Below are 15,401 nucleotides of genomic sequence, written 5' to 3'. Positions count from 1 at the left end.
AGCGGAGATATTTCCCGAGTTTTGAAGGGGGCTCCACGGGCTCTATTCGCCCGGAAAATTTTGCTCTGTGAAGGTGCAACAGAACTGGGAATGATGCTTGGATTGAGGGAGCGCTACCCCGACAGACACGATGGCGTTCCGATCGAGCAACTCGGCGCGGCCATTGTTGATGGAGGAGGATCAGCAGGCCCACCCTTGGCACTCGCGCTCCGGGCACTCGGATACGAAGTGGGTCTGTTCAGAGATTCAGATCGAAAACTGGACGCTCACTTTGCTACCAAACTACAAGTTCAAGACGTGCGCGTCATCGAGTATGAGGGTGGTCTGAACACGGAGCGGGCGGTGTTCCAATCAGCCACTGATGCCCAAATTGACGGCCTGCTCGATCTGGTGGCTGGCTTCATCAGTGAGCCCACGCTACTGGATCACTTAGAAAAGACCTTCGAAGGCCTTGATGTCGATGCCTGTTTTTGTGATTGGGATCTGGTTGGTTCCAGCCCAGACCTCCGGCTACGCCTAAGCGATCTTGCCGCCGAAAAAAGCTGGTTCAAAAATGCTGAGCGCGGTCGCGCTATATCCGCTCTCGTAATGCAAATAATCGACAACCCACAGGTGTCGTCCATAGGCATATGCCTCCGCACCGTAGAGAGCTGGCTTTATGGTAACGCCTGAGTCCATTCTCACGCTCAGCCGTCGGGCCGTTGTGGCCCCAGCGGGCCATGGGAAAACGGAATTGATCGCCAAGGTGGCCGCCCTAGGACGCCGAACATTGGTACTGACTCACACGCATGCAGGCGTTCATGCAATCCGGGCTCGCCTACAGCGAATGCACGTGCCCAGCGACAAGGTCGTTGTAGACACCATCGCGTCGTGGGCTCGCCAATACGTCCAGGCGTTCCCAGGTCGTTCAGGAAGATCTGAACTGCATCCCAACAAGCCCAATTGGGATGACGTATACCTTGGCGCGGCTTCGATCCTGCAAAGCCCTGTCGTCCAAGAGGTAATCAAGGCCTCCTACGACCGCGTGCTGATAGACGAATATCAAGACTGCGAGCAGTACCAGCATTTGATTGCTGGCTGGCTCTCCTGCATCGTTCCGACCGTTATTTTCGGGGATCCCATGCAGGGCATCTTTGAATTCGTCGAAACCAAAATTGGCTGGAGCGACTCCGTCGCCAGTTACTTCACCCACGCTTATGAACTTCAAATACCCCACCGCTGGGCCACAGCAAATACCGCGCTGGGTAAATGGATTGCGGAAACTCGGCAAAAGTTGATGGCAGGGGAACCAATCGATCTGCGAGAGGGGCCCATTAACTACATACAGAGCAATAACGCATTTGATATGTCGTTGTTCTTTGATGAGTTTAACTCCAGAACCGGTTCGACGGCAGCGATAAACTGCTGGAGAACCACCTGCAATGACTTAGCCAAGAGCACTAGGGGTGCTTTTCAATCGATTGAAGAAATAGCGGCGAAGCGTTTGATGGATTTTGCAGAAATCTGGGATATCGCAGTATCAGCGCCACAAGCACGCGCCGATGGGTTGAGATCACTTATTGATGATGCGATCACTCGTGCTCCGGCTGCGCCAGGGCATCCATCCGATGCCATTCTCGATAGAGAAATATCCGCCGCCTGGGCGCTACTGTCGATTAGTGGTTCAGCTGAAGGTGCTCTGGAGGTATTGAAACTGGAAAGGAGTCATCCCCTGTCGAGGACATTCCGAGGGGAGCTCATCGGTGACACCAGGCGGGCATTAAGTGAAATCATGGATGGCAGGCATCAGAGCCTTGTCGCTGCGTCGGAAGCAGTAAGGCTGCGCCTAAGCAGGACAGGAAGGGCACCGGTCGCCAGGACAATTTCAACGCCCCTGCTTCTCAAAGGGCTGGAGTTCGACCACGTGTTGATTCCCGACGCGAGCCACTACGCAAGGCAAAAATCTGCAGCTGCCAAGTCCTTCTACGTTGCCATTTCCAGAGCAAGGCACTCCCTCACGATCTCTAGTAAAACGCCTATTCTGGAATTCCCTCTACCGAACCTTTAGCGAATACAACCATTAGCGCTACACATGATATGTAGGGAGTGATATGGAAGAAACACTATACGACGGTAAGGGTCGACCAATAGCGTACATCTCCGACGCAATGAGATGTCTATTTATCTTTGGTCGGGCCATGCCGTGGCATACGTTGTTGAAGAAAATTTTTACGGCTGGAACGACCAGCACACCGGTTGGTTTGTTAACGGGGTACTTTACAACCGACGGGGGGCTGCGCGCGGGATCAATCGGTGGCAAATGCCCCTGCGCTCTGCATGCTACGCCAGTTAGCTCCAATCAGAGGGGTCAAACGCAAGGTTTCCGGCGGTACTCGCAAGGCCGACATTACCTCTGACTCTAAAGCAGAACTGACCGTCTTGCAGAAGCTATTGTAAGACAGTTTTAAGACGACAGATCCGCGCCTGACCTCATTCGACAGAACCTTACCGCCATCTGAAAACCATGGGTGCAATGCCGGAGCTAGGATAGCGCGGGCGTCTATCAACAAGGCCTAGGTCGCAGCGACTAAGCAATATCAGTGCCCTATGCAACCACAAGGGTTACGGTCATAGCAGAAGCCCCTCCCCAGTACAGTGTTACGAAAACCCTGTACGACGCCGAGGAAGAGCGAGCCTTGTGCTCCTAAGCTAGCACTGTCCAGAGCCGCCAATTTCAATCACTTAAACAGCATCTTGACTGGCGGATGGCCAAAATCTTGGTAAGAGCCTCGATCGAGCAATCGCGAAATTTTGCCAATGTTTAAGTTTTGCCTTCTTTGTTCCTTCGTGACTTCGGCAATAAAGCGCGCCTTGTCATCCCAATAGCTTATATGGGTAATTTTGTTTTTCTTTTTATTACTTAGCGACTTAAACATTGCGTGTTGAAATGGTACAAACCCCTCGCCACAGTAAGAAAGCCATGCGACGTCAAGTTTTGTTTTACGAATAAACTCTCCCGACACGGCTATATTCATCGGCTCGGCAATCGCTCCCCATTTCTCGTCAATATACCCTTTGGGCATTTTCACCGAGTCATAAGCAATCCCGTGAAAACCTTCAAACCTGAGCATGTCGTTGCTGACCCGATTAATAACAGGATAAAACTTCTTATCCTTAGACATCAGAAGCTGATACACCATGTCGGTAAAAGCATCTACACCGGGAACTGCGTAGAAAAAACACATGTCGATGGACAACTCAATGTAGCTTAGAAGGAAATACTCGCCCGTCTGTAACTCACATTCTTTCATAGCAAGCAGAGGGTGCTGCGCTACGTAGAGCACACGACGATTCCCTTCGTTGAATCGCCCTTGCGGAATTGACATCTTATGTGGTTTAGGAGGATAAAAATCATCGAGGGTTATTTGCCCTGCGACAAACTTCTCAGCTTGTTCGACTGAAACACGTCTCACCCTGGAGAAAGAACTTCCCTTTCTGAAAATCTTGCCTTCCAATCGAAAGGCGGCGACATCAATACTGTTAGGCGAAGAATTCGGAAAAAGTTTGGCGCGGAACATTTCATAATATCCGTCAACACCAATTTCATCATCAAAAACGTCAAACATACTCTGCGCGGTCGTCTGGATCATATCCATATTTACCTGTTCGTTTTCTTAACATCCCAAATGGCTTTAGCCCTAAACCACGCGCCATCTCCAAGGAGATCAGCTCTCGCACCATAGTGCCGCGCTACAGTTACACGGCCTGTGGACAGTCAGCCTGCAACGAATGATCCGCCGATCTCCCTCATCCTACTCAACCTTTTCAGATTTTTACAGCCAAGCCCGTTAGAGCCCTCCCCATTGTTCCGAGCTCGGGAGCCACCAGTTGCCCAGGGGCAAGCCCCGCGATAGGTTCACCGCATCGATTTATCTGGATCGAGCGGTCGGCCAGCAAAGCCCTTGCGCACAGATGCTTCCCCCCCTTTTCGCATGCACTTCGACGATAGTCAGCGGGAAGCCGACGCCCTGAGGTATTGGAGAATTGCCATGCGCGTTCCGATCTATCCAAATGATTTGCAGCCCCGTGGATCCTTCAAGAGGCTCGCCGAAGTCCTCAAAAAAAATGGCCAGGCCATCTCCCAATCCAGCAAGCATTGGTCAACGAAATTCTGTCCAAAGGGTTGGGGTATCTCAGTTACTACCAAGTCAGAAGTACATCCCTCACCTGCCATCCTAAAACGCCTCCCCCTGAGGCCAAAGTACGCGCGCGCATAGCAGCTGAAATATCCTCGGTTTTGAACCAAAGCAACGACACCTCCGTACCGTGTACTTCTATGGATCGCTTCGTCGACACCCTCCCCTTGAACGCGCTCTCCGTGTACAAAAAAGCCGGCTCACCAATAAAACACTTCAAACTCGATCTCACGAGCGACCACACCGGCCCTGTGAATGATGAGTGTCCGGCAACCCAAATACCCAATTACACCTGCCCGGCCCCCGTTCAGGTACCAGTGCCAGTGCCAGTGCCGACAATATCGTTCAATAGAACAAGGCTGCTAAGGAAGCCAGCGAAATCGGTACATCAATCCTATATCAACGCGATCAAAAAGGTGGTTGAGAGCTCAGATAGCCGACTTCCTGCGAAGACGGCTACATCGGTAGATTTGATTTTGCTAGATTCGCCATACCGACGCTCATATCGAGCCGAAACCATCACCATGGGTGTTCAAGGAGAAGCAATTGTCGAAGGAAATTTTCATCAGTCACGCCGTAAAGGATAAAGCCCTCGCGGATGCTTTCGTGGATTTGATGGTTACGGCTATGGGCATCAGCGCGGACGATATCTTTTGCTCCTCGCTGGAAGGTATGGGCATCCCCAGTGGTGCCGATTTCGTAGACCACATCAAAGCGGCGATCCAATCCCCAAAAGCTGTTGTGGCCCTTATCACACCCAACTATCTTGCTTCCCAGTTTTGTCTCTGTGAGCTGGGCGCGACTTGGGCGATGTCCCACAGCCTATTCCCTTTGCTCGTGAAGCCTCTGACCTTCGAAGATGTCAAAGGTGTGCTCACCGGCGCGCAACTCACTGAGATCAATAGCGCTACACGACTTTCCGAACTTCGAGATCAGCTCAACTCGACGCTTGGGCTCACTGGAAAGAACACTGCCCGCTGGGAGTCCAAACGCGATGTATTCCTCAAAGGCCTCCCGAAAATCCTCAAAAAGCTGCCCAGCCATCAACAGGTGTCCGCCGCCGCTCATGCGAAAGTTGTGAGTGACCTGGATGACGCCAGGCAGTACATAGCCGACCAGGAAGCGGATCTGGAGGAGAAGAAGGATCTGATTACAAAACTTGAGAAAGCCAAAGACAAAAACGAAGTGGCCGCGATCAAGCGTGCGTACGCGGTTGAGGCGGATCAGCTTGATCAACTCGAAACTGACCTTGGCCTCCAACTGGAGAATCTGCCCAAGCACGTGTCTTACGTGGCCTGCAAGGAAATCGGTCTCCAACAGCGCGTGAAAATTGATAACTTCAAAGACGCGGATTTAGCTGAGGGCCTTGAGAGAGCAGCAGGCCAGCAATTAATCGAGATTGATGACAGCGGATTCTGCACGCTGAATTCCTCGCATCCATTAGTCAAAAAGATGTTTAAGCCTCTTCGTGTGCTGAAAAAGTTTATCGACACCGCGTCGAGCGAGACCCATGAGGATTTCGAAACAGAGCACGAGACAACGTTGTCACTGGGCAACAGCGACTACTGGGCAATCCGCCTCGACAACCGACTCCACAGAATGTCTTTCTAAATCATAACGCCAGCGCCGATGATCGTATCGCTACGGCATCGGCGTTACAGCTCGGTTCCAACAGATACGAAAGTGCCAAAAATGGGTGATCCGATCCGGCGCTCACCTTGTGGCGTGCGGCGCCAGGATGACGCCCTGATTCGGGTTGTGAACGTAACGCCAGGTGAGCTTTTTGTGCTGCATTCGCAGATGTATCGGACGATCAAAGCCGACGAGTTCGCGGGTTACTTATGGGCTGCGGGGTTCGCTCTTAGCCCTCATGAGGCATGCGGGTTGGCCATCCCTCCAATGCTAGTGCTCACATCTGATGAAGATGGTTCTGGTGGGGAAATGAACGCGGTGGCTTTAGTCAGGAACCTGCATTCGCATGGGGTTCGCGTGAATTGAACACTGCATGTACGAGATTGAGGGGTTTCCGAGGGTTACGGGCGCTGGGACTTTGCAGCGGATTGCGCCGTTGGTTGAGTGATCCCTCGAATGGTTGTCTCTGGCGGAGGTAAGGACGGTCTGTGCAAGGCCTGCAACTGATCAATCCACCTGCTAGCTTTTGAACGACTCGTCTTAAACAAGCTTGGGCCACTCACCCGGCGTGTATCTTGCTCAAAATTTCCGGGATGTCGCCATACTCCTCGTACCAGATGACGCTCACCCCTAGCTCACGCATAAGCTCTTCGTTGGTGGCATGGTGTCTTTCAAGGAAGCGCTCAACAACAGCATTTGAGATTTTGAGAGGCTTGCCGCTCGCCCCTGCCATGAATTTCTTGGAAGTCAAACGCCGCATGAAAGCGAAGTGTTTGGGCTCCTCGATCGATTTGGACGCGATCTCCAATAGCCGGCGCAGATTCGGATCGGTCAGTGAAAGACCGATCATAAGGCACGAGCTTTCCTTGAAGCTGTTCAACTGAACCAAGTTTGACCAGTGATAGGCGTCACGGTAAATCTGATGATAGCCTTCCTCAGAGAAAACTAAGGTGCATCGATCCAGATTGGAGTAGCGCTGCCTATCCTCCGGTAAAAAACCATGCACATGGTATACAGGCAGTTCTTCAGCGCTTGGTGTCTCAAACTCTTCGAACACGCTTTTATGTACCAACGAGCGCGAGAGCAGCGCCCTCTCAATGAAATCATCAAAGTTATAGGTCAAAATAGATTTTACGTTGGCACCGGTTCGAGTCGGGGTACATAGCTTAGCGATGGAAGAAATCAGCTCTGATTCGACTGCGAATTTTTTGTCACGCAAAGAATAAAGCTGATGGGTGATGGCATCAACAAACCCTTGCTGTTCTACAGGTGATCCCACAGCAAGCCCTTTTCGGATATACCTTGCTAACATCAATGTGGACGGCCCATCTACTTCCATTAGCCTGGCGACGATTTCAGATACCTTAACCGGATCGCCGTGGGGGCCGCCGAAATTTTCCTGCGATAGCATAGAAACTAATAAGGAATTCAGCAGAGTATTCCAATCAGGTAATCCAGCGCTACTGGATACTCCAGCGCCAAGAATTAAAGAAAACCTGCCTGCTCGGTATTTTTCAGCAACTGCTTTTACTAACTGATCACGATCTTCCTTCCACGACCTGACAGTACGCTCCGCAGCCATTTTTAAACGCAGAGAAAACAAATTAGAGGTGAGCGTTTCTACAGCCTCCTTATGCTTCTGCATCAGCTCGTTGACTTCCTTCCCACCCCATAGGTAGACAAGATTGTCCACTTGTGGGTTTTCTTCATTGATATAAATACTTTTCTTCAGATCTGATATTTTTGGAGCAATGATCAGCAAACTGTAACCGCGACTAGAATGCCCTCTAAATTTTTCAACGGTAGCATCGAGCTTTGACCGGGAAACAGAAAATACGATTTCCACAACCAGCGGTGAAGAAATTTCACCGATACCACTTGGAGCAATGGCGTCAAAAGCTGAAACATGGCTGTCTTGACCCTCAACCTTCTGCCCTAACTGCTGTCCTTCGACCTGAAGGAGTTTGATAATGAATGCTTCTAAGAAAAGATATCCGCCCGATCCATAGTCCGCCAGGCGCTCTTCCAGAGTGTTGAAATCCATTGACCCAAATCCTAGTTCATGACATCGATTCGACTACGTTGAAGGCAAGGACACAGACTAGCCGCCATACCAAAGCCGCCGGGAGGGGCTCACGCTACCACAGATTCAGACGCCATTTATAGCCATTAGCCATCTCCTCGTCGCGCTGCTTTTGGTGCCTCTGGCACCTCTGATTGGAAGGACAATTTACGCCGAATTCACAGTTGGAGCCGCCGACCAAAAACGCGACATGAGCTCCGGTTCGGACGACCCTAGGCGAGTGTTGCGTTGCAATCGGCTCCGGGGATACTGTGGTATGACGGTGCACCGTGGTGCACGGTGGAGAAAACGGCTATCCCCCCATGAAGAGGGGGCTTGGGGACGAGAGATCACTACACGGATACACGCTTTAAGCCGGAAATATCCAATAAGGGTTCGATTCCCTCTACCCGCTCCACTTCTGCTTTTCCCTCGTTTTACGCATCATTCCCCACCTATCCAGCGCCAGCCCTTCGCCGAAACGGTGTTGACCGCATTGGGACCAGAGGTAAAGGATCAGGCGCAGCACTGAAGCTGAGTGCAGACGGCATTGACCCCATCAGCCATAAACCCGCCATGAACGCCGCACTGGCCGTCGTTGAAGCCGTTACCAGCGGCGCAGGCACTCCATCGTTGCCGGCAAAGGGGTGCTGGGCGAGGATGACTGACAGCCGGGAACGGCAGGCAAAAAAATCCGGTGCCCTAATAAGTAGCCCGGATTTCTCAGCGAGCCAAACCATCTGAGTACTACAGAGTTTTTACCGGCTTAATCAAACTCTCCGCCGGAATCCCAAACATTTCATGCAGTTTCCAAATCATCGGCAGCGTGAGAGCTCGTTTCCCGTTCAGCACCTCATAAACCCGATTTTTGCGCCCGATGGCAGGCACAAGGTCTGTTGCTGACAAACCAGACTGCTCCATCCTGAAACGTATGGCATCTACCGGATTGGGCAGGTCAACCGGAAAGTGTTTCGTTTCATAAGCCTCTATCAGCGTAATCATTACCTCAAGGTAATCCCCTTCAGAAGTCCCTGGCTCTGGTTCGTTGTCGAACAGCGGCGAGACAGCCTTCAACGCTTCCTGGTAATCCTGTTCGGTATGAATGGGTCGAATGTTCATGGGTTACTCCATTTCAACAGTATCTGCGTCAACGGCGTCGTACTGCTTATGTGTGCCGACAAATTTGATGTAGAGCGCGCCGTAGCGGTAGGCCACAGAGACCACTAGCCGGTAGTCATTGCCTTTGATGTTGAACACGACCCGACGGCTCTTGAGAACGCTCGCATGGCGAAATTGGCCCTTGATGTCTGCGGGCGTTTGCCAGTTCGCTTTCTTGACCTCGTCAATCCAGGCAAGGAGGGGTTGCTCTGAATCCGGGTGTTTCCGCCAAAAAGTCTTGAGCTGGCTAATCGCGATGATTCTCATAGAATGATCCTAGTCCCACAATGGGACTCATACAAGTGCGTTTCATCTGTTTGCCGTGCCCTGATACTCCCCTACGCCCAGAAACGCCAAACTGAAATCATGAAAAAATTTACAGTCGGACACCCATGATCTGGTTGAAGAAGCAGTCGCGGTCACCGACCTCGGCCAGCTGCAGTTCTGATGGCTCCCCTTCCCCTTGGTATGTGCGGCCTGGGAAGGCAAGCCTGTTGCAGGGCGTGAAAAACCTACGCGGCGCGGTCCACGCGGTCTTGCGCCGCTTCTACCAGCATCAGCCCCAGTTCGATCATTTGCTGAATGGCCAAGGCCAGGTAGCGATGTTGAGAAGGCAGGCTTTCGGCGAACTCGTTGGTCATGGCACCCGCGCCGGCAATGGTTTCGTAGGCGTTGGCGAGCAAGGCTTCAGTGTTGGCTTCGGGGCGGACGCTGAACAGGGTCGCGGTGGGGTTACAGGAGTCAGTACACATCTGTTGATCCTCGGTAAGGACCACCTTCCAGAGCTACTAAACAATGGGTGGCGGCTGTATGCAGGTTAGTAGACCGGCGGATCAACGAAACCGGCGCACCCGAAAGTGCCCTGCGTACAGCCACCATTGAGGACAGACATCGAGATGCCTGACTGATAGGACAGCCATACGCCGTTGATCAAATCGGGCTACTAAACCCGACCGCTGATGGGCAGCGGCAGACGAACCTTAAAGCGCTCGTCCAAGGCGTACAACTCAGACGATTCTGTGTGTTGTGTAGGCAATAACGCAACATTCGGGACCGCTGTACCGTTCTCTTTCAGACTGTAAATTCTGGCAATAGGAAAACCCTGAAGAACGTTTGAAACCGGCACGCCCTCGCATCACTCTCCCCAGCCTTCGACACTGACGTGTCTCTTGCCAACCCGTATCCAAGTAGATACAGTGAGATTCTGTGAGGCCCCGTGCGTTATTCGATCCAGCAAACCCAAGCCTTCACTCAATGGTGCTCGGCAATTCGCGATCTGCGAGCAAAAATCACCATTGCTCGACGTATCGAGCGAGCCAGTGTGGGCAATCTGGGGGATTTCAAGGTGCTGGGCGGCGGTGTTTCAGAGATGCGGATAGACGTAGGTGCAGGTTATCGCGTTTATTTCACCCTGCGCGGCAGGGAGGTTGTCATCTTGCTGGCAGGTGGCGACAAGTCCTCACAAGAGGCCGATATCCGGCGAGCAAAAAAATTAGCAAAGGAGGTTTGATCATGACTCAAACACTGACGACATTTGATATGGCCGAGCTGCTCGACAGTGATGAGGCCATCAGCGAATACCTTTCTCAGGTGCTGGCTGACGGTGACAACGAAGAGTTCCTTCGCGCCGTAGGCTACGTAGCCAAAGCCCGTGGCATGACAAAGATCGCCACGGATGCGGGCGTAGGGCGCGAGAGCTTGTACAAGGCATTTGCCCCGGGCGCAAAACCTCGTTTTGAAACGGTTCTGAAGGTGCTTCACTCACTGGGCATTGATCTGTTGGCTCGGCCTGGGCATACCAGCAATTATTCGATTGTTTGAGGCGCACACCCCCGCTGCACCACCCACGCCAGCGGCAACGTCACCAACAACATGCCCGCCAATACCATCACCGCCACCGGCACGCCCAGTGCATCGCCCACACCACCAAACAGAACCGGCGCCAGCGCGCCGCCGCCGATCGTACCGGTGTAGAACACAGCAAACGCCTGCTCGCGTTTTCCCGCCGCTGCCAGGTCCGGCACGGCGCCGTACAGCACTGAGGAGGTGCCATTGAGCACCAACCCTAGCAGCGGCAGCATCACCATCAGCCCATTCAGCGGCAGGTACACGGCGGCAATGATCAGCAGCGCCGTGCTGGTTTCCGTCAGCCATACGGTTTTCATCATGCCGATGCGGGCACCGAGGTAGCCGCAGAGCAATTTGCCGAACGCGCCACCGATAAACAGCAGCGTCAACGCCAGGCCGATGCCGGCAGTTCCCGCGCCTTTGGCTTGCAGCAGAAACGGCAGGAAGGTGAGAAAGCCCATGCGCACGGCGCTGTCGAGCGTGCCGGTAAGCATCAGGGCGCGCAGGCCGGTAATGGAACCGGTTCCGCTGAGGGGTTTGGCTTTTTTTACAGAAGCGGTTTCGGACATTTGCGCAGGCACTAGCCACCACAACAACCCCGCCGCCGCCACGCCGAGCAAGCCCAACAGTGTGGCACTGGCGCGCCAACTGATGACGGTGAGCAGCAAGCCGACCAACCCCGGGATCAGGGTTTTGCCGATATCGCCGGAAAAGTTGTATTGGGACAGGGCTTGCTTGACCCCGCCGCCGTCCTCATAAGCATCAGCAATCATCGAAGAGGCTAATGGGTGTTGGGTGCTGGCGCCCAAACCGCCTAACAGCAACGCCAATAGCAGCATGATCAGCCCAGTGGCCTGCCCCACCAACAAATAAGCGACGCCAGCAAGCGCCGTGCCGCCCACCAGCATCGGCATGCGCCCCCATCGTCGGGCGGCGCGGCTGGCCATCAGCTGAAACACGGCCATCATCCCGGAATAGGCACCGCGCAACAGCCCGATCTGCGCGTAGGAAAGAGCGAACTGTGCCTGCCAGATCGGCAGCAGCACGTAGATCACATCCGTGAGGCCATCGTGTACGGCATGGGCGCCGCACCCGGCGATCAGCGAGCGGCGGCGGTTTGAGGTTTCGCGGGCAGGCACAGCGCTGGTGTCGGTCATGATGCTTGGATCAACTCAGGTTTAAGGGGCTTCCAGCCCGTCAGGGCGATCAGCAACGTCAGCAGTTGAAAGCCGATAATCAGCGCTACACACCCAGCCCAGCCCCAGCGCTCCCACATCAAGGCGGGGACGATGGCACCACAACTGCCGCCCAGGTAATAACAGGTGAGGTAAACGCCCACGGCGCCTGCCTTGTTGGCCTGCGCGGTGGCACTGATGAACGCGTTGGCGGCGGCCTGGGCGAGAAAGACACCGGTCGAACTGAGCGCCAGGCCCGCCACGATGCACCCCAGCGACGGCGCCAGGGTCAGTGCCGAGCCACTGATACCCAGCACGGCAGCCACAGCTAGCAGCTCGGCGTGGGGCCGCGCTTTGCTGAGGCGGCCGGCGATAGGGATCACGATCAAGGCCAGCAGAAACACCATGTACAGCGTGCCCAAGGCCGCAGGCCCGAGGTTGAAAGGCGGTAGGCCAAGGTAGAGTCCCGCGTAGGTAAATGCCGCAACCTGGGAGAACAACACACAAAACCCTACGGCGTAGGCAGCTACCAATGGCTTGCGAAAAACGCCTGACGAAGCAGCCTTGACCGGTGCGACTCGCGGCGGGTTATCGGGCAGCAAAAACTGAATGAACCCACCGACCATCAGACTCAATACGGCCAACAATTCAAAGGCCTCGCGCCAGCCGACATATTCGGTCATCACGCCGGTGACGAAGCGCCCGGCGAACCCGCCCAGTACGGTGCCCGCCACATAGAGGCTGGTGACTTCGGTCACCGTGGCGCCGTGCCAGCGGTCGCCGATGTAAGCCACGCTGGTGGCAAACACCACCGGGATCAACATGCCTTCCACAAAGCGCCACACCAACACTTCGACAAAGCTGCCGGCGTAGGCGGTCATCAGCGCGGGCACGGCCAGTAACAGCGCGGTCACAGCGATGACCGTACGCTGCTGGAAACGCCCGGTCAGCCGGCCGACAAATGGCGCGGTCACTGCCACCGCCAGGGTGGTGACCGTGATACTCCAGCCCGCCGCCCTGGCGCTGATATGAAACTGCTCGGCGAACGTGGTCAGGATGCTCTGGGTGGCATACAGGTTTAGAAACGCCGCGCAGCCACACAGGAACAGGGCAAGACGGGCACAATGCAGGCGCGGTTTCATGAAACCTCTCGTTTTATTTTGTGAGGTCTTTATAGAATGGCCAGCGGGTCTTAAACCAATACCGAATTCGAACCGATCAATACCCAGGGATCAGGATGCTCGACCTACGCAAGCTGCGTTACTTTCTGACGGTCGCCGAAGAACTGCACTTCGGTCGCGCAGCCCTTCGCCTGCACCTGGCCCAGCCGCCGTTGACCCGGCAGATCTCGGCGCTGGAAACGGAGTTGGGCTTCAAGTTGTTTGATCGCACCAGCCGCACGGTTTCCCTCACCGCCCAGGGCCGTTCGTTCTTGCCCTATGCGCGTAGCGTGTTGGAACAGGTGGAGCTGGCACAGGTAATCGCCGGTAAATTGGCCGCCGGGACCGCCGGGCAACTGACCTTGGGTTACGTCAGTTCGATCGCGCTGTCGGACCTGTTCAGCCAGGCGATCCAGGCCTTCGCCCAGGGTTTTCCCGATGTGCAGTTGACCTTGGTGGAGTGCGCTTCCGGCAGCCTGGGCGCACAGGTGGCAGATGGGCGCCTGGATGTCGGCCTGAGTCGTCTGCTGCCGCAAAGCCAGGCCGTGCGAGCGCTGTCGCTGGGTGAGGAGCGCTTGTGGGCGGCGGTTTCCAGTGAAAGTCCGTTAGCCGGCCAAACGCAGGTGAGCCTGGCGCAGCTCAGTGCTTACCCGCTGATTCTGTTTCCGCCCGATTACGGGTCGGGGTTGAACCAGTCGATCGAGCAGTTGTACCGACACCACGGCGTGCCCCTGCGTGCGGGGCCGACCGGGCGGCAGATCACTTCGATCATTGCGTTGGTGGCCGCCGGGCAAGGCGTGGCATTGGTGCCCGAATGCACGCAGAGCTTGATGAACAAGGGTGTCACCTATAAGCCCATGGTCGAGGTGGATGCCTGTGCGCAGCTGTTGGTGCTGACGCCTGCGGCCAGAAAAAGCCTGTTGGCTGACGCATTTCTCGCCGTTCTCGCCCATGTCTTAAACAACGAGTAACACTTCGAAAATCCCCGCAATACCTCTCTAAGACGCCGTTTTCAAAGGCTCATACACTTCATTCAGCACTTACCGAAACGCCGGTCGTCAGCCGTCGGTAGGTAGAGTGTTGATAATTTATTTTCAGTGGTTATAGTCACCACCAACACACACCACAAGGAGGTGCTGTGGATAGCCGATATTTGATAGGTCACATTGTTGCGGATGGCTGGTACCTGGTACGCACCCGAGGCAGTCACCACCACTTCAAACACCCGACCAAACCGGGGCTGGTGACGATTCCTCATCCAAAGAAAGACCTGTTGGACAAGACCGCCAAGAGTATTTTGAAACAGGCGCTGCTGAGCTGAGCGCCCCTGGAGAGCAATAGACATGCTTTACCCCATCGCAATTTCAACCGGTGACGAGGACCACGCCTGGGGTGTGGAAGTGCCGGATATTCCTGGCTGCTACTCCGCCGGCGACGACCTGGACGACGCCATGGCCATGGCCCGCGAAGCGATCGAAGGGCACTTCGAAATCCTTGCAGAGGATGGCGCGCCGATTCCCACCGCTCAGAAAGTCACCCTGCACGCGGCCAACCCGGAATATGCCGACTGCATTTGGGCCGTGGTTGATATTGATGTCACTAAATATCTGGGCAAAGCGCAGAAGCTCAATATCACCCTGCCGGGTTATCTGCTGAATCGAATTGATGAATACGTGTTGCATCATCCTGAAGAAAAAAGCCGTTCCGGCTTTCTGGCATCGGCAGCACTAAAGGTTCTGCAGCAGGAACATTGACTTAAGCAAATTCCTAAAGCGACGAAGACGACCTTCGTTAAAAATGCGCACATATCTTACCCATGAGCAGAGCCAATGCGCGTGCCTGTACAAAAAACTGAGAGCCAAGTCGTTAGAAAGGTGGTGGGGCTGGTATTGATCATTCCACTGCTGTTACCGCTGACGCCAATCCCTTTCGGCCTGAGGAGCCTGGCGTCGATAGCGGCTCTGGCGGGATCCATCTATGGCGTCTGGTATTCAAGGCAGAACGCCAGCCGAGGCATCACACTCTGCGCAACCGCACTTGCGCTACTTAACCTCGGTTCATGGGTAGCACTGTCGACGCCCTCGATCGTCTGGTTCATCTATTTCGTCGCTTGGGCCTATGGTTCCGGTAACTGGATTCACTGGAGCATTTAGTCCCAGTAGAATTTGACCGCAAGAAACTGGGTTTCCCA

Annotated in this window: 16 protein-coding genes; 9 read left to right on the top strand and 7 right to left on the bottom strand. The window is 54.4% G+C overall.

The window, feature by feature from the left end; translation table 11 throughout:
• The first annotated feature begins 21 nt into the window (after positions 1-21).
• Both HU759_RS08215 and HU759_RS08210 read left to right on the top strand, forming a co-directional pair.
• Positions 22-672, top strand: coding sequence for a TOPRIM nucleotidyl transferase/hydrolase domain-containing protein (locus HU759_RS08215; RefSeq protein WP_346274590.1), 651 nt, complete (start codon positions 22-24; stop codon positions 670-672).
• Positions 673-826: 154 nt separating this feature from the next.
• On the top strand, positions 827-2,047 hold the full coding sequence (locus HU759_RS08210; protein ID WP_346274607.1) for a UvrD-helicase domain-containing protein: 1,221 nt from the start codon (positions 827-829) through the stop codon (positions 2,045-2,047).
• A gap of 670 nt (positions 2,048-2,717) precedes the next feature.
• Here HU759_RS08210 and HU759_RS08205 read toward each other — a convergent pair.
• Positions 2,718-3,635 (bottom strand): RES family NAD+ phosphorylase, encoded by a 918-nt coding sequence (locus HU759_RS08205; protein WP_169867460.1) that lies wholly within the window; start codon positions 3,633-3,635, stop codon positions 2,718-2,720.
• A gap of 1,086 nt (positions 3,636-4,721) precedes the next feature.
• Between HU759_RS08205 and HU759_RS08200 the strand changes: the two genes are divergently transcribed.
• Complete coding sequence (locus HU759_RS08200; protein WP_170040590.1) at positions 4,722-5,786, top strand: toll/interleukin-1 receptor domain-containing protein; 1,065 nt, start codon at positions 4,722-4,724, stop codon at positions 5,784-5,786.
• 580 nt (positions 5,787-6,366) lie between these two features.
• On the opposite strand, the gene HU759_RS08195 is transcribed toward HU759_RS08200, so the two are convergent.
• From HU759_RS08195 to HU759_RS08180, 4 genes are all read right to left on the bottom strand, one after another.
• On the bottom strand, positions 6,367-7,851 hold the full coding sequence (locus HU759_RS08195) for an SIR2 family protein (RefSeq protein ID WP_169867457.1): 1,485 nt from the start codon (positions 7,849-7,851) through the stop codon (positions 6,367-6,369).
• A gap of 765 nt (positions 7,852-8,616) precedes the next feature.
• On the bottom strand, positions 8,617-8,988 hold the full coding sequence (locus tag HU759_RS08190) for a transcriptional regulator (RefSeq protein WP_170040591.1): 372 nt from the start codon (positions 8,986-8,988) through the stop codon (positions 8,617-8,619).
• A gap of 3 nt (positions 8,989-8,991) precedes the next feature.
• The gene (locus HU759_RS08185) at positions 8,992-9,294 is read right to left on the bottom strand and encodes a type II toxin-antitoxin system HigB family toxin (RefSeq protein ID WP_138451921.1); all 303 of its coding nucleotides are present in this window, start codon (positions 9,292-9,294) and stop codon (positions 8,992-8,994) included.
• A 245-nt stretch (positions 9,295-9,539) separates the two neighbouring features.
• Positions 9,540-9,779 (bottom strand): DUF6124 family protein, encoded by a 240-nt coding sequence (locus HU759_RS08180; RefSeq protein ID WP_017137302.1) that lies wholly within the window; start codon positions 9,777-9,779, stop codon positions 9,540-9,542.
• A 464-nt stretch (positions 9,780-10,243) separates the two neighbouring features.
• Here HU759_RS08180 and HU759_RS08175 point away from each other — a divergent pair, with 464 nt between their 5' ends.
• Positions 10,244-10,537, top strand: a complete 294-nt coding sequence (locus tag HU759_RS08175) for a type II toxin-antitoxin system RelE/ParE family toxin (RefSeq protein WP_026013719.1) — start codon at positions 10,244-10,246, stop codon at positions 10,535-10,537.
• A gap of 2 nt (positions 10,538-10,539) precedes the next feature.
• Entirely contained in the window at positions 10,540-10,848 is a 309-nt protein-coding gene (locus tag HU759_RS08170) for an addiction module antidote protein (RefSeq protein ID WP_017137300.1), read from the top strand.
• Here HU759_RS08170 and HU759_RS08165 read toward each other — a convergent pair.
• Both HU759_RS08165 and HU759_RS08160 read right to left on the bottom strand, forming a co-directional pair.
• Positions 10,833-12,032, bottom strand: a complete 1,200-nt coding sequence (locus tag HU759_RS08165; RefSeq protein ID WP_186617455.1) for an MFS transporter — start codon at positions 12,030-12,032, stop codon at positions 10,833-10,835. The genes HU759_RS08170 and HU759_RS08165 overlap by 16 nt on opposite strands.
• Positions 12,029-13,192, bottom strand: a complete 1,164-nt coding sequence (locus HU759_RS08160) for an MFS transporter (protein ID WP_017137298.1) — start codon at positions 13,190-13,192, stop codon at positions 12,029-12,031. The genes HU759_RS08165 and HU759_RS08160 overlap by 4 nt, the downstream gene beginning before the upstream one ends.
• A gap of 95 nt (positions 13,193-13,287) precedes the next feature.
• On the opposite strand from HU759_RS08160, the gene HU759_RS08155 reads away from it, so the two are divergent.
• The 4 genes from HU759_RS08155 (at position 13,288) to HU759_RS08140 (ending at position 15,363) form a co-directional block, all read left to right on the top strand.
• Positions 13,288-14,181 carry a LysR family transcriptional regulator gene (locus HU759_RS08155; protein ID WP_099548620.1) on the top strand — a complete coding sequence of 298 codons (894 nt, stop codon included), beginning with the start codon at positions 13,288-13,290 and terminating at the stop codon, positions 14,179-14,181.
• A gap of 167 nt (positions 14,182-14,348) precedes the next feature.
• Positions 14,349-14,531, top strand: coding sequence for a type II toxin-antitoxin system HicA family toxin (locus HU759_RS08150; RefSeq protein ID WP_017736377.1), 183 nt, complete (start codon positions 14,349-14,351; stop codon positions 14,529-14,531).
• A 22-nt stretch (positions 14,532-14,553) separates the two neighbouring features.
• Complete coding sequence (locus tag HU759_RS08145; protein ID WP_186617453.1) at positions 14,554-14,964, top strand: type II toxin-antitoxin system HicB family antitoxin; 411 nt, start codon at positions 14,554-14,556, stop codon at positions 14,962-14,964.
• A gap of 75 nt (positions 14,965-15,039) precedes the next feature.
• Positions 15,040-15,363, top strand: a complete 324-nt coding sequence (locus tag HU759_RS08140; protein ID WP_017137294.1) for a hypothetical protein — start codon at positions 15,040-15,042, stop codon at positions 15,361-15,363.
• Positions 15,364-15,401 lie beyond the last annotated feature (38 nt).

Source organism: Pseudomonas sp. OE 28.3 (assembly GCF_014268205.2).
Classification (GTDB): domain Bacteria; phylum Pseudomonadota; class Gammaproteobacteria; order Pseudomonadales; family Pseudomonadaceae; genus Aquipseudomonas; species Aquipseudomonas edaphica.
The sequence above is the reverse complement of the archived record's forward strand: the minus strand, read 5'-3'. Positions and strand labels throughout refer to the sequence as shown.